Origin of the sequence: Lacicoccus alkaliphilus DSM 16010, assembly GCF_900142805.1 — a bacterium.
Classification (GTDB): Bacteria; Bacillota; Bacilli; order Staphylococcales; family Salinicoccaceae; genus Lacicoccus; species Lacicoccus alkaliphilus.
The window spans coordinates 40,072-59,515 of record NZ_FRCF01000004.1; the positions used below are offsets into that span (position 1 = coordinate 40,072).

The 19,444-nt window shown below is 51.3% G+C and carries 21 protein-coding genes; 17 read left to right on the forward strand and 4 right to left on the reverse strand.

The window, feature by feature from the left end; translation table 11 throughout:
• The first annotated feature begins 85 nt into the window (after nucleotides 1-85).
• Entirely contained in the window at nucleotides 86-790 is a 705-nt protein-coding gene (locus BUA12_RS06435; protein ID WP_072709603.1) for a hemerythrin domain-containing protein, read from the forward strand.
• Nucleotides 791-837: 47 nt separating this feature from the next.
• Here BUA12_RS06435 and pnpS read toward each other — a convergent pair whose 3' ends face one another.
• The gene (pnpS, locus tag BUA12_RS06440; RefSeq protein ID WP_072709605.1) at nucleotides 838-2,613 is read right to left on the reverse strand and encodes a two-component system histidine kinase PnpS; all 1,776 of its coding nucleotides are present in this window, start codon (nucleotides 2,611-2,613) and stop codon (nucleotides 838-840) included.
• Nucleotides 2,610-3,305, reverse strand: coding sequence for a response regulator transcription factor (locus BUA12_RS06445; protein ID WP_072709607.1), 696 nt, complete (start codon nucleotides 3,303-3,305; stop codon nucleotides 2,610-2,612). The genes pnpS and BUA12_RS06445 overlap by 4 nt, the downstream gene beginning before the upstream one ends.
• A gap of 193 nt (nucleotides 3,306-3,498) precedes the next feature.
• Between BUA12_RS06445 and BUA12_RS06450 the strand changes: the two genes are divergently transcribed.
• The 11 genes from BUA12_RS06450 to BUA12_RS06500 all read left to right on the forward strand — a co-directional run bounded on the left by BUA12_RS06450 (nucleotide 3,499) and on the right by BUA12_RS06500 (nucleotide 15,457).
• Complete coding sequence (locus tag BUA12_RS06450) at nucleotides 3,499-7,170, forward strand: nitrate reductase subunit alpha (protein WP_072709609.1); 3,672 nt, start codon at nucleotides 3,499-3,501, stop codon at nucleotides 7,168-7,170.
• A complete protein-coding gene (gene narH, locus BUA12_RS06455; RefSeq protein WP_072709611.1) occupies nucleotides 7,160-8,713 on the forward strand; it encodes a nitrate reductase subunit beta in 1,554 nt (517 codons plus the stop codon). The genes BUA12_RS06450 and narH overlap by 11 nt, the downstream gene beginning before the upstream one ends.
• Nucleotides 8,706-9,284 (forward strand): nitrate reductase molybdenum cofactor assembly chaperone, encoded by a 579-nt coding sequence (narJ, locus tag BUA12_RS06460; protein WP_072709613.1) that lies wholly within the window; start codon nucleotides 8,706-8,708, stop codon nucleotides 9,282-9,284. Before narH ends, narJ begins: the two co-directional genes overlap by 8 nt.
• The gene (gene narI, locus BUA12_RS06465) at nucleotides 9,277-9,954 is read left to right on the forward strand and encodes a respiratory nitrate reductase subunit gamma (RefSeq protein ID WP_072709614.1); all 678 of its coding nucleotides are present in this window, start codon (nucleotides 9,277-9,279) and stop codon (nucleotides 9,952-9,954) included. Before narJ ends, narI begins: the two co-directional genes overlap by 8 nt.
• Before the next feature lie 25 nt (nucleotides 9,955-9,979).
• On the forward strand, nucleotides 9,980-10,438 hold the full coding sequence (locus tag BUA12_RS06470) for a GAF domain-containing protein (protein WP_072709616.1): 459 nt from the start codon (nucleotides 9,980-9,982) through the stop codon (nucleotides 10,436-10,438).
• On the forward strand, nucleotides 10,425-11,468 hold the full coding sequence (locus BUA12_RS06475; RefSeq protein ID WP_072709618.1) for a sensor histidine kinase: 1,044 nt from the start codon (nucleotides 10,425-10,427) through the stop codon (nucleotides 11,466-11,468). Before BUA12_RS06470 ends, BUA12_RS06475 begins: the two co-directional genes overlap by 14 nt.
• Entirely contained in the window at nucleotides 11,465-12,115 is a 651-nt protein-coding gene (locus BUA12_RS06480) for a response regulator (protein ID WP_072709620.1), read from the forward strand. The genes BUA12_RS06475 and BUA12_RS06480 overlap by 4 nt, the downstream gene beginning before the upstream one ends.
• 16 nt (nucleotides 12,116-12,131) lie before the next feature.
• A complete protein-coding gene (locus BUA12_RS06485) occupies nucleotides 12,132-12,662 on the forward strand; it encodes a hemerythrin domain-containing protein (protein ID WP_072709622.1) in 531 nt (176 codons plus the stop codon).
• 91 nt (nucleotides 12,663-12,753) lie between these two features.
• Nucleotides 12,754-13,923 (forward strand): nitrate/nitrite transporter, encoded by a 1,170-nt coding sequence (locus BUA12_RS06490; RefSeq protein WP_143146100.1) that lies wholly within the window; start codon nucleotides 12,754-12,756, stop codon nucleotides 13,921-13,923.
• Nucleotides 13,924-13,935: 12 nt separating this feature from the next.
• Complete coding sequence (locus tag BUA12_RS06495) at nucleotides 13,936-14,940, forward strand: ThiF family adenylyltransferase (RefSeq protein ID WP_245772765.1); 1,005 nt, start codon at nucleotides 13,936-13,938, stop codon at nucleotides 14,938-14,940.
• A 10-nt stretch (nucleotides 14,941-14,950) separates the two neighbouring features.
• A complete protein-coding gene (locus tag BUA12_RS06500; RefSeq protein WP_072709626.1) occupies nucleotides 14,951-15,457 on the forward strand; it encodes a MogA/MoaB family molybdenum cofactor biosynthesis protein in 507 nt (168 codons plus the stop codon).
• A gap of 65 nt (nucleotides 15,458-15,522) precedes the next feature.
• Here BUA12_RS06500 and BUA12_RS06505 read toward each other — a convergent pair whose 3' ends face one another.
• Entirely contained in the window at nucleotides 15,523-15,891 is a 369-nt protein-coding gene (locus tag BUA12_RS06505) for a hypothetical protein (protein WP_143146101.1), read from the reverse strand.
• A gap of 40 nt (nucleotides 15,892-15,931) precedes the next feature.
• Entirely contained in the window at nucleotides 15,932-16,411 is a 480-nt protein-coding gene (moaC, locus tag BUA12_RS06510; RefSeq protein ID WP_072709630.1) for a cyclic pyranopterin monophosphate synthase MoaC, read from the reverse strand.
• A 64-nt stretch (nucleotides 16,412-16,475) separates the two neighbouring features.
• Between moaC and BUA12_RS06515 the strand changes: the two genes are divergently transcribed.
• From BUA12_RS06515 to mobA, 5 genes are read left to right on the forward strand one after another with little or no spacing between them, the layout of a single operon-like run.
• Nucleotides 16,476-17,735, forward strand: coding sequence for a molybdopterin molybdotransferase MoeA (locus tag BUA12_RS06515; RefSeq protein ID WP_072709632.1), 1,260 nt, complete (start codon nucleotides 16,476-16,478; stop codon nucleotides 17,733-17,735).
• Nucleotides 17,736-18,191: a molybdopterin-guanine dinucleotide biosynthesis protein B gene (mobB, locus tag BUA12_RS06520; protein ID WP_072709634.1), complete on the forward strand. Its 456-nt coding sequence runs from the start codon at nucleotides 17,736-17,738 to the stop codon at nucleotides 18,189-18,191.
• On the forward strand, nucleotides 18,188-18,637 hold the full coding sequence (locus tag BUA12_RS06525) for a molybdenum cofactor biosynthesis protein MoaE (RefSeq protein ID WP_072709636.1): 450 nt from the start codon (nucleotides 18,188-18,190) through the stop codon (nucleotides 18,635-18,637). The genes mobB and BUA12_RS06525 overlap by 4 nt, the downstream gene beginning before the upstream one ends.
• Nucleotides 18,634-18,867, forward strand: a complete 234-nt coding sequence (locus BUA12_RS06530) for a MoaD/ThiS family protein (protein WP_072709639.1) — start codon at nucleotides 18,634-18,636, stop codon at nucleotides 18,865-18,867. Before BUA12_RS06525 ends, BUA12_RS06530 begins: the two co-directional genes overlap by 4 nt.
• The gene (gene mobA, locus BUA12_RS06535; protein ID WP_072709641.1) at nucleotides 18,867-19,439 is read left to right on the forward strand and encodes a molybdenum cofactor guanylyltransferase; all 573 of its coding nucleotides are present in this window, start codon (nucleotides 18,867-18,869) and stop codon (nucleotides 19,437-19,439) included. Before BUA12_RS06530 ends, mobA begins: the two co-directional genes overlap by 1 nt.
• Nucleotides 19,440-19,444 lie beyond the last annotated feature (5 nt).

Sequence of the window (19,444 nt, forward strand, 5' to 3'; positions counted from 1 at the left end):
TCATCTTTCACTAAACTGTACATAAAAGGTTTCAAATTCATATATGCGGTAATAATACTAGTAACCAGAGAAGGAGGCGCCTTTTATGAAATCAATTACACCCGATATGACGCTGAAGGAAATAGTGAAGGAAGTGCCGCGCTCGGGGGACATGTTCCGTGAGCTGAGAGTGGATTTTGTGCTCAACGGTGATAAGGTTCTGCGGGACGTTGCAGAGGAGAAAGGATTGAGTGAAGACAACCTGCTGTATGAAATCAACGGGATGGAGCCTGTCAATGAAGATGGCATCGATATCAAATATATGGATGAGAAAAGCATTTTAAAATATATAGAGAGAAAATATCATGAGGATTTGAAGGATGAACTGCCTGTCCTTGAGACGTACCTGGAAAAAGCGGTCAAACAGAATAAGAAGGATCAGCCTGAGTTGGAAGAAGTGGAAGAACTCTTCAAAAAGGTGAAGGCGGAAGTCCTCGAGCATATCGATCAGGAAGAGAGGACCGCATTTAAAATGCTGGAGAACTATATCGATAATCCGAATCCCCACCTTTTTGAGGCACTCAAACCTTACCTGACCAGTCTGAAAGGGGAACATGAGACATTCACGCAGAGATTTTATGAAGTGCGTGCACTGACGAATGACTACACCCCCCACAGCAACGCGACCGGTGACCTCAGGCTGGTCTTCCAGCGGCTCGAAAAACTTGAAAAAGATACATTCAACCATCTGTTCCTCGAGGGGGACCTGTTGTTTGATGCAGTATACGAAAAAAAGGATGCGGCGTTATAAGATTGAAAGAGCCCCCGGCGTGACGGGAAACCAGGCCGGAGGCTCTTTTATTGTGAAATTGGAAGGATGACTGTGAATGTGGTGCCTTCGCCTTCGACACTCGTCAATTCTATCTTCCCTTTATGCGACTCGACAAGGTGCTTCACGATGGCGAGTCCGAGTCCCGTGCCGCCGGAATTTCTGGAACGTGCCTTATCCACCCTGTAGAACCTTTCAAAAACTCTGGGGATATTTTCCGCAGGTATGCCGATACCTGTATCACTGACCGAGATTCTGACATCAAAAGGGGTCTCCTCGATTGAAATGTCGATTTTTCCGCCCTCTCCCGTGTAAGTGATCGCATTTGCAATCAAATTCGTAAGGATCTGATTCAGCCGGTCCTGGTCCCCTTCTATGAAGACCTCTTCCGCAGGCGGTGGAAGTATGATTTCAAGCCCCTTGTCCGAAATCGCCTTGGACAGCGTGTGCGTGATGCCATGAGTCAGCCTCACCAGGGCCACCTCCCCAATATTCAGCGGGGAGACTTTATTTTCGATGTGCGACAGATGGAGCAGATCCCGGATGAGCCGGTCTATGCGCTCACTTTCATCATGGATGATCTGGAGGAATGAGCGCGCGGTCTCTTCATCAGTCACTTCTCCGCTGAGCAGTGTTTCAGAGAAACCTTTGAGCGAAGTGACCGGCGTCTTGAGCTCGTGGGAAACATTGGCCACAAAGTCACTCCTCATATTCTCAAGACGTTTTATATCGGTGATGTCATGGAGCACGATGATGACACCGCGCTGCTTCCAGCCGTTGCCGTAGTATGGCCCGAAATGGGCGTCGAACACTTTTTTTGTCACCTGACCGGCAGCCACCTCTTTTTGGATCTTTTCATTTTCTTCGAAGACTTTCGCTATGCCATCCCTCAGCCCGAGGCTGTCATCGAAATCCCTGTAGTCATGCCCCAAGATATGCTGATTATGCTGGCCGAGGAACTTCTCCATGGCCGAGTTGATCATCAGTATCCTGCCTTCCTGGTTGATGAGCATGACCCCGCTCACCATATTGGATAGGATGGTGGACAACTGCTGCTCGTTTTCATGGAGGGCGCGCATCTGGTTTTGAAGGTTCATGGCAAGATCGTTCACCGAACCGGCCAGTTCCCCGATTTCTCCGGAAACTTCAGTATGGACCCTGCTGCTGTAATCTTTCCCGCTCAGCCGCTTCGTCACCGCGGTGATATCGCTGAGGGGCCGGGTGATGTTCCTTGCAAGTATGCTTGCCGCAACCGCCGCAATCACCAGGATGATGGCGAGGAAGACTGCGAGCCCGCGCCAGAATACGATCATGGTATCTTCGATGCTGTCGAGTGGATACGAAGTCCTGATGATGCCCCTGATGACACCTTCTTCGTTGTAGATCGGGCTGGCGACATACATCATTTCGATTTCTTCGGTTTCGCTGAACCGGATGGCTTCCCCGGCTTCCTGCTCGTTTTCGATCACTTCCTGCACTTCCGGCCGGTCACTGTGGTTTTCCATCGTTTCAGGTGCGCTCTCCGAGTCTGCCAATACTTCACCGTCTGTATCGATGATGGTGAAGCGCATGCCGACAGGCTCCCTGAACAGCTCAATCCTCTCCTGCAGTGCTTCCGTCCCGCCTTCAAGATCGCTGGTCTCAACGAGCTGGGCGACCAGCTGGGCATTCTCAAACAGATGCTCACTCGTCATCTGTTTGAACGAATTCTCACTGACGCTTGTTATGAAGAACCATAAGAAGACCAGCAGGGTGAGTGTCAGTAAAGAGAAGGAGAGCGTAATCCGGAACCACAGCCGATTCATTCGGCAGGACCTTCCAGTTTGTAGCCGAATCCGCGGATGGTCTTGATATACACCGGCTGCTTCGTATCTTCCTCGATTTTTTCACGCAGGTGGCTGATGTGGACATCGACGATTCTTGTATCCCCGTCATACCGGAAGTCCCATACCCCGTTCAGCAGCTGGTCCCTGCTGAGCACTTTCCCTTTGTGATTGGCAAGATAAAGGAGCAATTCGAATTCCTTCGGGGTCAGGATGAGCTGCCTGCCTTTGAAATATACATCAAAACGGTCGAGGTGGATTTCCATCTCGCCGATTTTCAGGGTCTGCTCCGTTTTTTCGGCGCCCTCGATCTGCGAGCGCCTGAGGATGGCCTTGACCCGGGCGACGACTTCACGCGGACTGAAAGGCTTTGTCAGGTAATCATCCGCCCCGAGTTCAAGTCCGAGTATTTTATCGAACTCATCATCTTTCGCCGTCAGCATCAGGATCGGCAGGTTCACCTTTTCCTGACGCAGCGTCTTGCATACCTCCATGCCGTCCATGCCGGGGAGCATGAGGTCGAGGACCATCAGATCTGGTTTTTCATTCATCGCGGCCTCGAGCCCTGTCCGGCCGTCCTCTGCAGTTAAAACATTGTAACCCGCCTGCTCCAGATTGAATTTAAGTAAAGTGACGATGGAGGGTTCATCGTCGACAACGAGAATAGTGCGCATATCAGCGGCTCCTTTCGAATTTACACATCCTGTAACGCTTATATTCTACCATAATGGGGTGTCGTATTGACGTTCTTTACATCTCCTTAACAATTCAATCTTCAATGATTAGGACTTTCCCTAATATTATTTTCACCAATAAAAACAGATAATGTAAATATCTTGAGAGAATCGTATTTGGAGGAGAACGCTAATGGACAAACTCTTTGGTCTTCATTTCTTTAAACCGACTGAGAAGTTTAACGGCAACTGGTCAATAATGGAAGAGAAGAGCCGCGAATGGGAAAAAATGTACCGTCAAAGGTGGAGCCACGATAAAGTCGTCAGGACGACCCACGGTGTGAACTGTACGGGTTCATGCTCGTGGAAAGTGTTTGTGAAGAACGGGATCATCACATGGGAAAACCAGCAGACGGATTATCCGAGCTGCGGACCCGACATGCCCGAGTATGAGCCGAGAGGATGTCCCCGAGGCGCCTCATTCTCATGGTACGAATACAGCCCGATGCGCATCAAGTTTCCGTATATGCGCGGAAAGCTCTGGCGCCTGTGGCAGGATGCCATGAAAGAATTGGAGGATCCGGTGGAGGCATGGGCAAGCATCGTAGAAGATCCTGAGAAGGCGAAGTCGTACAAGCAGGCACGCGGCATGGGTGGACATGTGCGTGTGAACTGGCGGGATGTGACGCAGCTGATTGCTGCCCAGTTGATCTATACGATCAAAAAGTATGGACCGGACAGGATTGCAGGCTTCACCCCGATTCCCGCGATGAGCATGCTCAGCTATGCGGCGGGTTCAAGATTCATCACCCTGCTGGGCGGCGAGATGCTCAGTTTCTATGACTGGTATGCAGACCTGCCGAATGCATCGCCACAAATCTGGGGGGACCAGACGGACGTACCCGAATCGGCCGATTGGTACAACTCGAATTACTTGATGATGTGGGGCTCGAATGTTCCGCTGACACGCACACCGGATGCACACTTCATGACTGAAGTGAGGTACAAAGGGACCAAGATCGTCTCCGTCGCTCCGGACTATGCAGAAAACGTCAAGTTTGCAGATAACTGGCTGGCGCCCAACCCGGGCACGGATGCAGCCCTGGCTCAGGCGATGACACATGTCATCCTCGATGAATTCTATCACCAGCGGCAGGAACCGATGTTCATCGATTATGCAAAACGTTTCACGGATCTGCCATTCCTGATCCTGCTCGATGATTTTAAGGACACCCTCAAAGCCGGCCGTTTCCTGAGGGAAAGCGACCTCGGAATGGACAGCGCAAACGCGGATTGGAAGCCGGTCATACTGGATGAGAACACCGGTGACCTGGTGGCGCCGAACGGCACTGTCGGCCAGAGATGGGAAGAAGGGAAGAAATGGAACCTGGAACTGAAGCGCGATGACGGCACGGAGATCGAACCGGCGATGTCGGTCGGGAAGTTCGGAGGCCGGGAAATCAATATAGAATTCCCGTACTTCGACAACGCAGGAAACAGCACGTTCACCCGCCCGATCATGGCGAAGAAAGTCACCCTTGAGGATGGTACTGAAAAGTATGCGGCCACAATCTATGACCTGATGCTTTCACAATATGGTGTGCAGCGTTTCGGCTCGGAGTTCGAAGCCAAAGGTTACGATGATGAGAATTCGGTATATACACCTGCGTGGCAGGAAAAGGTGACCTCGGTCAAGCAGTCGGTCGTTGTTCAGATTGCCCGTGAATTCGCACAGAACGCTGTGGATACGGATGGACGCTCCATGATCATCATGGGTGCAGGCATCAACCACTGGTTCAACTCGGACACGATCTACAGGTCGATATTGAACCTTGTGATGCTGTGCGGCTGTGTCGGCAAGAACGGTGGCGGCTGGGCGCATTATGTCGGACAGGAGAAAGTGCGTCCGTATGAGGGCTGGGGCCATGTCGCATTCGCAAAGGACTGGCAGGCACCGCCGCGCCAGCAGAATGCGACGAGCTGGTTCTATTTCGCAACGGAGCAGTGGAAATATGAAGAAGCGGGCGCGGACACCCTGCAGTCCCCAACTGCTGAAGAGATTGACTATAAACATCCTGCAGACTACAACGTCCTTGCTGCGAGGCTTGGCTGGCTGCCGTCCTACCCACAGTTCGACAAGAGCAGCCTGTCATTCTACGAAGAGGCTAAAGCCAAAGGGGATGACTCGGACGAAGCGGTGATCGACCTGGCTGTGGAGCAGCTGAAAAACAAGGAAACGAAGTTTGCGGTCGAAGATCCCGGTGCAAAGCAGAACCATCCGAAGACGCTCTTCGTTTGGCGTTCGAACCTGATATCTTCATCAGCAAAAGGGCAGGAATATTTCATGAAGCACTTGCTCGGCACGAAGAGCGGACTGCTCGCATCGCCGAATGCGGACTTCAAGCCTGAAGAGATCGAATGGGGCGAAGACATCGAAGGGAAACTCGATTTGATGGTTGCCATCGATTTCCGGATGACTGCGACCCCGATTTATGCGGATGTCGTCCTGCCGGCGGCGACCTGGTACGAAAAACATGATATTTCAAGTACCGACATGCACCCGTTCATCCACCCGTTCAACCCGGCCGTGGATCCATTATGGGAATCGAAATCCGACTGGAACATCTTCCGCGACCTGGCGAAAGGATTCACGGAAATGGCGAAGATCCAGCTGCCGGGAACTTATAAAGACCTCGTCAGCGCACCACTCGCGCACGATACGAACCAGGAGATGGCACAGCCGCTCGGACTGGTCAAAGACTGGTCGAAAGGTGAGATCGAAGCGATTCCGGGCAAGACCATGCCCTCATTTAAAATCGTCGAGAGGGACTATGCGCAGGTATATGACAAGTTCATCACTGCCGGTCCCGGATTCAGGGGCAAAATCGGTGCTCACGGTGTTTCCTTTGATGTGACGGAGCAGCATGAGGAGCTCAAGTCGATGAACGGCGTCTACACCGACGGCACGATCAAAGACGGGCTGCCGAGGATGGATACGGCAAGGCGGGCTGCGGATGTGGTGCTGCATGTTTCATCATGTGCCAACGGTACAGTCTCGCAGAAATCGTATGCCGATCTTGAAAACCAGACGGGCATGGAGCTCAGGGACATTTCAAGTGCACGTGAAAATGAAAAGATCACATTCAACAACATCACGGCGCAGCCGAGGGAAGTGATTCCGACCGCCGTGTTCCCGGGTTCGAACAAGCAGGGCAGGCGCTACAATCCATTCACCACGAACGTGGAACGGAACGTGCCGTTCAGGACGCTGACAGGACGCCAGTCCTTCTACATCGACCACAATATGTTCCTGCAGTTCGGGGAAGGGCTGCCGGTCTACAAGCCGACCTTGCCGCCGATGGTATTCGGCTCGAAAGACAAGAAAATCAAAGGCGGGGTGGATGCGCTCGTCCTGAGATATCTGACTCCGCACGGTAAATGGAACATCCATTCGACTTATCAGGACAACCTGCACATGCTGACGCTCTTCAGGGGCGGACCGACGGTCTGGCTCTCCAATGAGGATGCAGAGGAGCATGACATCGCAGATAATGAGTGGCTGGAAGTTTACAACAGGAATGGTGTTGTGGCAGCAAGGGCTGTCGTTTCACATAGAATGCCGAAAGGTACGATGTTCATGTACCACGCACAGGATAAGCATATCGAAGTGCCCGGCTCGGAAATCACGGATACGCGCGGCGGAAGCCATAACGCACCGACGCGGATCCACATGAAGCCGACGCAGATGGCCGGGGGTTACGCCCAGATCAGTTACGGTTTCAACTACTATGGTCCGATCGGCAACCAGAGGGATGTTTATGTGGCAGTAAGAAAAATGAAGGAGGTCAATTGGCTTGAAGATTAAAGCGCAAATTGCAATGGTGATGAACTTGGACAAGTGTATCGGTTGTCACACGTGCAGTGTGACATGTAAAAGCACCTGGACGAACAGGCCGGGCGCAGAATATATGTGGTTCAACAACGTTGAAACGAAACCCGGCATCGGTTACCCGAAACGCTGGGAAGACCAGGAGCATTATAAAGGCGGCTGGAAGCTCAAGAATGGCCGACTGGAACTGAAAAGCGGAACGAAATTATCAAAGATCGCCCTGGGTAAGATATTCTACAACCCGGACATGCCGGAAATGAAGGAATACTATGAGCCCTGGACATACAACTACCAGGACCTGATCACGAAAGAGGAAAGTGAACACAGTCCTGTGGCGACGGCGCGGTCTGTCGTCTCGGGTGAGAAGATGGACCTTGAATGGGGGCCGAACTGGGAAGATGATCTGGCCGGTGGCCATATCACAGGCCCGCAGGACCCGAATATCCAGCAGATCGAGGAAGAGATCAAATTCAATTTTGAAAAGACCTTCATGATGTACCTGCCGAGGCTCTGCGAGCACTGCCTGAACCCGAGCTGTGTGGCAAGCTGTCCCTCAGGTGCGATGTACAAACGTGACGAGGACGGCATCGTGCTGGTCGACCAGGAAGCATGCCGCGGCTGGAGATACTGCATGACCGGCTGTCCTTATAAAAAGGTCTACTTCAACTGGAAGACGAACAAAGCTGAAAAATGCACATTCTGCTTCCCGCGTGTCGAGGCCGGACTTCCGACCGTCTGTTCAGAGACATGCACAGGGAGAATGCGTTACCTGGGTGTACTCCTGTATGATGCTGACCGTGTACTTGAAGCGGCTGCAACCGAAAATGAAAAAGACCTCTATGAAGCGCAGCTCGACCTGTTCCTTGATCCGAACGATCCTGAAGTGATCGCACAGGCGGAACGTGACGGCATCTCCAGCGACTGGATCGAAGCGGCGCAGAACTCTCCGGTCTATAAACTGGCAGTCGAATACAAGCTTGCATTCCCGCTCCACCCTGAATACCGTACGATGCCGATGGTGTGGTACTGCCCGCCGCTCAGCCCGATCATGAACTACTTCGAAGGCAAGGACTCGATCAAGAACCCGGATGCCATATTCCCGGCGATTGAGGAAATGAGGATTCCGCTCCAGTATCTTGCAAACATGCTGACGGCAGGGGATGTGGAACCGGTCAAGGGCGCACTGCAGAAAATGGCGATGATGAGACAGTACATGAGGGCCATTTCAAGCGGCAAGGACTTCGACGAATCAAGACTTGAGCGTGTCGGCATGACGGCGAACGAAACGAAGATGATGTACCGTCTGCTCGCGATAGCGAAATATGAAGACCGCTTCGTGATCCCTACAACCCACCGGGAACAGTATACGGATCCTTACAGGGCGCAGGGCTCGACAGGGTACGGATTCGGTGGCGACGACTGTGACGGCTGTGGTCCGGTGATGGCTTCGACGACCAGCAACCAGACAGGCAAAGAGGTTTACGAGCAGAATTTCTATGGGGGAATCTGGCGTGATTAATCTGGATGAATTATACAAATACAAGCAGTCGTTCGGGTTCTTCTCGAATCAGCTGACCTTCCCGACCAAAATTGATTTTCATCCAAGGGAGTTCGATGGGGCGTTTGATCCGTCCCATCCTGCCTACCCTTATATCAGTCAATACTGGGAGGACATGCATGACATCAGTCTGGATGACATCCAGCAGGTCTATACCCAGACTTTTGATTTTGACAGGGAAACCAACCTGTATATGACGTATTTTAAGTTTGAAGATCAGAAAGAGCGCGGCCAGATGCTGGCCAAATTGAAAGTGCTGTATGAAATGTTCGGTCTGAAGATGCCTGACAATGAGTTGAGCGACTATCTGCCTCTCATGCTCGAGTTCCTCTATGCTGCAGACTGGCGGGGGGACGAACGTGCAGAGGAAAGCCTGACTTTATTGATCATGGTCCTGGAAGACGGTACATATCATATGATCCAGGCTCTGGAACGCAATAAAAGCCCGTACTTCAACCTGATCAAAGGATTACGGGAAACCTTCAAAGCGTGTGTGAACGCGTCGACGAAAGAGGGCGAACAAAATGCTTGATCAATTTTTATGGGTGATCTTCCCTTATCTGTGTGTTGCTATTTTCATCGTCGGCCACATTTGGCGATACAGGATCGACCAATTCGGCTGGACGGCGAAGTCAAGTGAGTTCATCGAGAAGAAGCAATTGATGGTGGGCAGCATACTGTTCCACTTCGCCGTGATACCGGTGTTCCTCGGCCACATCGTCGGCCTGTTCATCCCGGCCCACTGGATGAGCGCCATCGGCGTCAATGAGCACATTTATCATCTCGGTGCCGTATATGTCGGCGGATTTTTCGGAATAGTCATGTTTGTCGGCATGTTCCTGCTGACTTTCAGGAGAATCAACAATAAATCAGTCCGCAAGCTGAGTTCGGCTTCGGATATGGTGGTCAATTTCCTGTTGTTGTTCATAACTTTCATCGGCATTTATGCTACACTTGTCACAAATAATATCGTGACCGATTTCGATTATCGTCAGTCGATTTCAGTATGGACGAGGGGACTTGTCACATTTTCCCCGGATGCATCACTGATGACTGATGTGCCGCTTACTTTCCAGATCCATGTACTTTCAGCCTTCCTGATATTCGCGCTGTGGCCTGCCACCCGGCTCGTGCATGCATGGAGCCTGCCGTTCAACTATGTCGGAAGAAGCTATATAGTATACCGTAAGCACAAGAAGTAGAGAGATCGGGGTGAGGTGGGGTTTTATGAACCGGACAGTTAAAGATGAGTTACAGGAATTGAAGGAGAAATACGGTTTTGATATCGGTGCGTTGACTGAGATGAACAACGCCAGGGGGACATTCAAATGGAAGTATGTCCTCGGCAGTGACAGTCAGCGCTGGAAAAGGATGGAACTCAGGAAAGGCAGCGGGCTGACGGGGGTCGTCCTGAAGACCGGGAAATCCCTGGTGGTCCAGGATGTACTTAAAATATACAGTCAGGAAGAGCTTTTCCGTCTCCCGATCCTCTATTTTGAAAAAATCCGCGGCTTCATAGCGATGCCGATCTGGAACAACGAAGAGGCGGTTGCGGGTCTTGTGGTCTTCGGCGACAAGCAGCCGAGGACCATCAGCGAAGAAGAGTATGCGGCCATCAAGGTGGATGTTGAAGCGCGTCTGCGGCCGGAATTTTTAAAAGAAGTGATGCTTTATGAAAACACATGATTTGACTGCGCTCCTCGAAGCGATGTTCCACCGGTCGAAAGAGATGATATTATTCGTCGATCAAAAAGGTGAAATCATCCATCTGAATGCCCAGGCTGAAAAAACATTGGATTTAAGTGACTATGACCGCGATCAGTTCGTTAACATCTGCGGTCATTGTTTGGGTATGGCTGATGGTGATGACCCTGACTGTACAAACTGCTTTTTGATGAGCAGGGAAAAAATGACATTCCAAGTATATTTGCGTACACGTTCCGGTGAGAAGGCGGCATATATCGCCAACTTCCAGCAGATCGACCCGAAAAACCATATCAGCGTCTTCACGCTGAATCCGCTCTCCGAGCTGATGAAACAACAGGAGTTCGAACATCAGAAGCTGCTCACACAGAGGATCATACAGGCTCAGGAGGACGAGCGGAAGAGGATATCGAGGGACCTGCACGACGGTGTGACGCAGGAGCTGCTGAATGTGCTGCTCGAGATGAGACTGTACAAGTATTCCACGGACAGGACCGAACTGGACAGGAAGATAAAGGACTCCGAAGAGACGCTCAGCCACCTCCTGGATTATGTCAGGAACATTTCTGTGGAGCTGAGGCCTGCGAGTCTGGATGACCTTGGCATCGAAGCTGCCCTCAGGACACATTTCAAATGGATGCAGAGACAGTACGGCATTCTGGTCGACTTCAGGACGAACCTGAACAAGAAGCGCTACCGGGCTGAAGTGGAGACGGTCGTCTACCGCGTCATCCAGGAGGCTGTATTCAATGCCGTCAAATACTCAGGCATTGATGAAATCATGGTGAATCTACAGGAATCCGCATCTCATTCCGGCATGCAGCTCTATCTTGAAATTAAGGATGAAGGGGCAGGTTTCCTCATGGAGGACGGACCCCGGGGTTCAGGCCTGGGCCTCTTCGGGATGCACGAACGGATCAACAGCGTGGACGGCGTGCTGAATATAAACAGCGAGCCGGGGGTCGGTACCAAAGTGGAGGGATATATCCCTGTCGAGGAGAGAGTATTATGAAACTTGTTATTGCAGATGATCATGCAGTCGTAAGGACGGGATTTTCAATGCTCCTGAATTATCAGGAAGGCATGGAAGTGGTAGGGACGGCCGCCGACGGCAGACAGGCATTCGAGAAAGTGAAGGAGCTTTCCCCGGATGTGCTGCTGCTGGATTTAAGTATGCCGCCGGGAGAATCAGGACTATTTGCAGCGAGTAAGATACACGATATGTTCCCTGAAGTGAAGATCCTGATCCTCACGATGTATGACGATGAGGAATACATCACACATACTTTCAAAAGCGGGGCGCTCGGATATATTTTGAAGAACTCCCCGGATGATGAATTGATCAAAGCGATCAGGACCGTTGCAAAGGGTGAACGGTATATCGATCCGGTGCTGATGAATGCGTCATTCGAAAAGTTTCTGGTCACTGACGAGATACCGGAGCATGACAAAGAGCCGTTCAACATATTGACGCAGCGCGAACTGGAAATATTGCCGCTGGTCGCCAAAGGGTACGGCAACAAGGATATTGCAGAAATGCTGTTCATATCGGTCAAGACCGTTGAAGCACATAAATCCAGGATCATGGATAAGCTCGGTCTGGGCTCCAGGCCGGAGCTCGTGGAATATGCGGTCAGAAAAAAGCTTTTCGATATTTGATGGTAGGTGATGAGATATGCAGGCAAATGAATTCAAGTACAAAATCAAGGCACTCCGCGTATTGGAGAATGAACACCATTACATCCGTTATATGATGAATGAGTGGTTTCAGTATGTATTGAAATTTGAAAACGGGGATGTCTACAGCCGTCTGGAAGGCATGATGGTGATAAAGGAAATCAGGGAAAAGCTGAAGGCGTTCCGGACGCCTCTGAAAAAGCATCAGGAAAAGGAGGAGAAATACTTTTTTCCGATGCTCGGAGTCTATATTGGTTATGAACAGGGGCCGATATTGTCGATAGAGGAGGAACACGGGGAGATCGATGCTTACATCGATCATTTCCTGCACCATTCAGAGCAGGTTTCGACGGAGATGGACATCACTGCGATGCATGATATGGTGAAAGACGTGATGGAAGCCTATGAAGTCCTGATGGTACATATGGTCAAGGAAGAGGCCGTTTTATTTGATATGGCTGAAAAAATGTTGAAGAAGATAGATGAAGAAGTATTGCTCGAGCAGGTCAATACTTTGATAGTGGATTGAATGAAATTCAGGGATTTCCCTCTTTCCACACCTGCCATGACGACTTATAATGAATATGTAAATAAATTCACAAATTAGTGAGGTTGATTGCATGTCAGAAACCATGGGGAAAAAACAGTTATTACTTCAGACATTCAGCTTATTGGTCGGATTCATGGTGTGGACGCTGCTCGCACCGTTATTCCCGGAAATCGTGAAGGATATCCCGGAAGCGGCGGCTCATCAGGCATTGATCGTCGCGTTGCCGACGGTCCTCGGTTCGTTGCTCAGAATTCCGTTCAGTATCATGACGAATAAGATCGGAGCAAGATTAGTATTTTTAGCGAGTTTCATCTTCCTGCTGATTCCAGTCTTTTATCTCAGTATGGCGACGACGACGACGGACCTGATCATAGCCGCAGTGTTCCTCGGGATCGGCGGCGCGACATTCAGCATCGGCGTCACGGCCCTTCCGAAATATTATGATAAGAACAAGCACGGTTTCGTCAACGGCGTCTACGGCATGGGTAACATCGGAACAGCCGTGACAAGCTTCGGCGCCCCGGTCCTCGCCGGTTTATTCGGCGGCTGGCAGGCGGCTGTACAGACTTACCTGATCGTACTGGCACTGTTTGCACTTCTGCAGTTCTTCATCGGGGACAGGGAGGAAAAGAAAGTCAACCTGCCTCTCGGCAAGCAGTTCAGGGAAGCGATAACGGATTACCGCTTCTATCTCCTGAATTACTGGTACTTCATCACTTTCGGTGTATTCGTTGCGTTCGGCATCTTCCTGCCGAACTTCCTGGTCACATACTTCGGCCTTTCCACAGCGGACGCCGGTTTCAGGACCGCCGGTTTCATAGTGATTGCCACACTCCTGAGACCTGTCGGCGGCTGGCTTGGGGACAAGTACGACCCGATCACGATGGTCATCGTCTCGTTCATCGGGCTGACGTTCTCAGGGCTGCTGCTGTCATTCACTTACGAGAGCCTCCTGCTGTTCACGATCGGCTGTCTTGCGACATCGGTCTTTGCGGGCATCGGCAACGGTCTGGTGTTTAAATTCGTACCGATGTACTTCTCCAGCCAGGCCGGCATCGCAAACGGCTTCGTCGCGATGATGGGCGGCCTCGGCGGATTCTTCCCGCCACTGGTCATGCAGGCGACTTATGAAGCGACGGGCACATATATGCTCGCGTTCCACCTTTTGACGGGTGCCTGTGTGATTGCCTTGTTTACAATGTTATACTTGCGTAGTAGAGTTAAGGCAAATAGAATTTAGAGAGTGAAAATGATGAACAGATATTCAAGGCAGACTTTATTCAATAAAATAGGCAATGCAGGCCAGCGCCTCATCCACTCCCGGACAGTCCTCATCGTCGGGGTGGGGGCGCTTGGTTCGCTTTCAAGCGAAATGCTGGCGCGGGCCGGGGTCGGCAAACTCATACTCGTGGACCGCGATTATGTGGAACTGTCGAATCTGCAGCGGCAGACGCTGTTCACCGAAGATGATGCCAACGGAAAAATTCCAAAAGTCATCGCCGGTGCCGAGCGGCTGAAGGACATCCGGAGCGATATCGAGGTCGATACGCATATCGCCCATGCGGATGCACTGCTGCTGGAATCCCTTGCCAAAGAAGCGGACCTCATCCTGGACGGCACGGATAATTTCGATACGCGTATGCTCATCAATGATGTGGCCTTCAAGACCGGCACGCCGTGGGTGTATGCCGCATGTGTCGAAGCTTCATACTCGAGCTGCGGATTTGTGCCGGGTGTGACGCCGTGCTACAGATGCCTGGTGCCGGTGCTGCCGACGACCACCCTGACATGCGACACTGTGGGGGTGATTTCCCCGGCGGTCCATATGGCAGTGTCGGAACAGGTGACGACGGCGTTCAAGATCATGACAGATCAGTTCAGTGCACCGTTCCATATGCGCATGGGCAACGTGTGGGATATGGACCATATGAAGTTCAGGATCGACGGTATGAAGGAAGATGAATGTGCGACATGCGGCACGCATGAGTATCCGGAACTCGAGATCAATGATGCCTCAAGCATGTCGATGAGATTGTGCGGACGGGATACGGTCCAGTACATCGATGAACGGCTGACGCAGGATATCGTCGTCGGGGCGTTGAATGACCGGAACATACCGATGCATGAAACACCTTATTTCGTGGAATTCAGATATGATGATTACCGCATCGTCAGTTTCAACAACGGGCGTTTATTGATCCATGGTGCAGACCAGACGAATAAAGCCCGGACGATCGTGAATCAATTATTCGGATAGGAGAGTTGACATGAGCATAGTGGAGAGGATCGACCGTGATATCGATGTCGCTGTGATCACCGTGAGTGACACAAGGACGGTGGAGACCGATAAAGGCGGCAAGCTGGTGCAGGAATACTTGGCGGAGATTAATACAGTGGTGAAGGAAGAGCATTATACAATCGTCAAAGATGACGAGGCTTCGATCAAAGAAGCGGTGTCCGGCATGCTGGATGACGGCGTCGATGCCGTCATCACTACAGGAGGCACAGGCATTGCGGCGAGAGACGTGACGATTGAGGCAGTGCGCACGTTTTTTGATAAAGAGATTGAAGGATTCGGGGAGATTTTCCGGATGTTGAGCTATACGGAGGACATCGGTTCGAGAAGCATCCTTTCGAGGGCGGTGGCCGGGACGCACGGCAGCCAGGTCATCATATCGATGCCGGGCTCCAGCGGTGCGGTGAAGCTCGCGATGGAAAAACTCGTCGTGCCCGAGCTGAACCACCTTGTGTTTGAAGTGACGAAGGAAAACTGATTGGATAATTCCGCCTGCATCCGTGGGCGGGATTTTTTTGTGGGTGGGTACAGGTGGGGAGCTGCTTATTTGGAGATGAAACTCATCATTGAATGAGCAGGCGGCGCGAAAATCTGCTCACTCAGCATCGGAATCATCGTTGAATGAGCAGCCCAAATAAAAAACTGCTCACTCATCATATTTTTCGATGACGAATGAGCAGCCGGCGCAAAAATCTGCTCACTCAGCATCGGAATCATCGTTGAATGAGCAGGCGGCGCGAAAATCTGCTCACTCAGCATCGAAATCATCATTGAATGAGCAGGCGGCGCGAAAAACTGCTCATTCATCATCGGAATCATCGTTGAATGAGCAGGCTGCGCGAAAATCTGCTCACTCAGCATCGGAATCATCGTTGAATGAGCAGCCGAAATAAAAATCTGCTCACCCATCATATTTTTAAACGACGAATGAGCAGACAATCATACAATATCCTTATTCCACAACATAGTCGCCGGATTTGCCTCCGGATTTCGAGACGAGTTTCGTCTCATGTATGATCATGCCCTTATCAAGTGCCTTGCACATATCATAGACTGTGAGGGCTGCGGCGCTTGCGGCGGTCAAAGCTTCCATTTCGACGCCGGTCCGGCCCTTGGTCTTCACTTCCGTGACGATATTCAGGAGAAATCCTCCCTCCGTGTCCCAGCTGAATGAAATATCCACACCGGACAGCGACAGGGGGTGGCACATCGGGATGATCTGGTGGGTGTTTTTTGCAGCCATGATGCCTGCAATCTGGGCAACGGAAAGCACATCGCCCTTCTTGATCTGTCCTTCAGTGATCGCAGTGTAGATTTCTTCGGTCACTTCGACCGAGCTCATCGCCCTGGCGATCCTGACCGACACTTCTTTATCCGAGACGTCGACCATTTTGGCACGTCCTTCTTCGTTAAAATGAGTAAATTCTGCCATTCCAACCATCCTTTCTAGTACAATAGAGTATAACAGAAAAAGTTTTAGGAAAGTAGGAGAGCCAATGTCTTTGAATAGAAAACCAATACCTGTGAACGATGCAGTGGCATCAGTTCTTGAAAATATAACTTTAACAGGCACAGAGGTAGTATCTTATCTGGACGCACACGGCCGCATTCTCGCAAATGACCTGGTCGCGACACACGATGTACCTTTATTCACGAAGTCCGCGATGGACGGTTTCGCCATAAGGGCGCGTGATTCGGAAGGGGCGGGCGGGGACAACCGCATCCCTTTCAAAGTGGTCGAAGAGGTGCCTGCGGGAGCCACAAGTGATTATGAGCTGCAGCCGAACGAAGCTTTCCGCATCATGACCGGCGCCGAGATTCCGGAGAGTGCGGATACGGTCGTCATGTTCGAGCAGGCGAAGGAGACCGGGGAGGGTTTCACAGTGCGTAAAACCTTCACACCGGGCGACAACATCGCGATGCAGGGGGAAGAGTCTGAAAAAGGGGACATCATCCTGGAAAAGGGTGCACTGATCAACCCGGGGACTGTGGCGGTGCTCGCCACATTCGGTTACAGTGAGGTCGAAGTTTTCAAAAAACCTGAAGTCGGCGTCCTGTCGACCGGCAGTGAGCTTCTTGATGTAAATGACCCTCTCGTTCGTGGTAAAATAAGAAATTCGAACACTCCGATGATCCTTGCCCAGCTGAAGCGTGCTGGCATCGAAGGCAAAAAGTATCATCTGCAGAGTGACGACCTGGATACACTGTATGAGAATATCAAGAGCATGCTGGAAGAAGTGGATATCATCATCACGACGGGCGGTGTTTCCGTCGGTGATTATGATCTGCTCCCTAAAATATACGACAAGCTCGGTGCCGAGGTGCTGTTCAATAAAGTCGCCATGCGCCCGGGCAGTGTGACGACCGTAAGCAGGCTCGGCGATAAGATGCTGTTCGGTCTGAGCGGCAACCCGTCCGCCTGCTACTCGGGGTTCGAATTGTTCGTCCGTCCGGCAATCCAGGCGATGATGTCTTCAGAGAAAGTCCATGCGCCATTCATCGATGCTGAACTGGACGAAGATTTCACCAAACCGAATCCGTTCACCCGCTTCATACGCGCGGAAATCGAATATGACGGCGGGAAAGTGTATGCGAAGCCTTCGGGCTTCAATAAATCCAACGCCGTCACTTCCATTGCGAAGAGCAACGGCGTCATCGTGCTGCCCGGCGGCACGCGCGGATTTGAAAAAGGCGATGCGGTCAAAGTGATGATGACGGATGTGACTTCGGGTGCGGATGAATTTGGAGTGGAATAGATGAAGATACTGCAGGTCACCGGCTTCAAGAACAGCGGCAAGACGACTACGGTCGACCGTATGGTCGGATACTTGAAATCACAGGGGCACACTGTCGCGGTCATCAAACATCATCACCGCGACGCAGTGCATGACGAGGCGACAGACACGGGGAAGTTCATCAGGAGCGGTGCGGATTTCACCGTACTCAATACACCGGGGACGGTGATGACCGTTGAGAATACCCCCCCGGATCTGCACGCACAGATCGATCGATTCTCCGGGCAGGTCGACTTTATTTTGATTGAAGGCTACAAAGAGGAGGATTTTCCTAAGATCTTCATGGAATATTCCTTTAAAAGTGGTCACACAAAGTTAACTAATATCGGTCTTCGGAATGTATTAAAATCATTTGATATACGTTATGATGAGGAGTATATCATGACTTGGTTCAAAGAATGGAGTAAGGATGAATGAAACAGTTTGAAGTAGTGGAGGTACCACTCGAACCCACGGCTTACCACGAGTTCGTCTTAAACGAAAAGCAGGGTGCGATATGTACATTCACCGGACACGTCAGGGAATGGACGAAAGGCACCCAAACCATATATTTGGAATATGAAGCATATATTCCGATGGCTGAAAAAATGCTCGCCCAGATCGGGGATGAGATCTCCGAGCGCTGGCCGGGTGTATTGACCTCCATCGGACACCGCATCGGGAAGCTCGACATCTCAGATATCGCGGTGGTCATCGCAACGAGTTCACCGCACAGGGCCGATAGTTACAGGGCGAACGAGTACGCAGTCGAACGCCTGAAGGAAATCGTTCCGATCTGGAAAAAAGAAATATGGTCTGACGGTGAAGAGTGGATTGGAGATTCACGCCACTATCATTCCAGTGTAAAGGAGAATGAATCATGAAAGTGATGCTTTTTGCCGGACTGAAAGAAAAGGTCGGCAATCAGGTGATCGAGCTTGAAACGGACGGCTCGATGAAAGTGTCGGATCTTAAAGCTCGGATTTATGCGGATTACCCGTCACTTGAAGGCGAAGTGTTCCAGGTGGCGAGTAATGAATCGTTCGTCAAGGACGATCATACTTTGACGAGCGGGGATGCCATCGCACTGATCCCGCCTGTGAGCGGCGGCTGATGAAGACGATCGGCGTCGTCCTGGCCGGGGGGAAGTCCACCCGGTTCGGCGAGCAGAAAAGCTTATATGAGTTCGACGGCAGGAAGATGTATGAACACGTTTATGACCGCCTCGCAGCTTCCGGCCTGTGCGATGAAATCGTCGTCAACACCAACAAGGTGCTCGCGCCGCATTTCGGCTGCAGGACCATCATCGATGATGAACGCTATGAAGACCACGGACCGCTCGGTGGACTCTATGCGGTCAAAAGAGCATATCCGGCCGACAGGCTCATGGTCGTATCCTGCGACACACCATTCGTATCGCAGGAATGGCTGCAGGCACTGCACAGCACAGCAGCGGCCCGGCCGGAACATATCGTCATCTCGGCGGAAGACGGGAAGCTGCATCCGACGATTGGCGTATACCAGGGTGCAGGGCTCAAGGAAGACCTTCGGCGTCAGCTCGAATCGAAAAGGCTGAGCTTCAGGGCTTTTTTTGAAAACCGGGAAGTGATCGAGCTGGACATCCGGGAGATGGACGAAGACCCGGAGATATTCAGGAATATAAATTATAAAGAAGATATAGAATAAGGAGG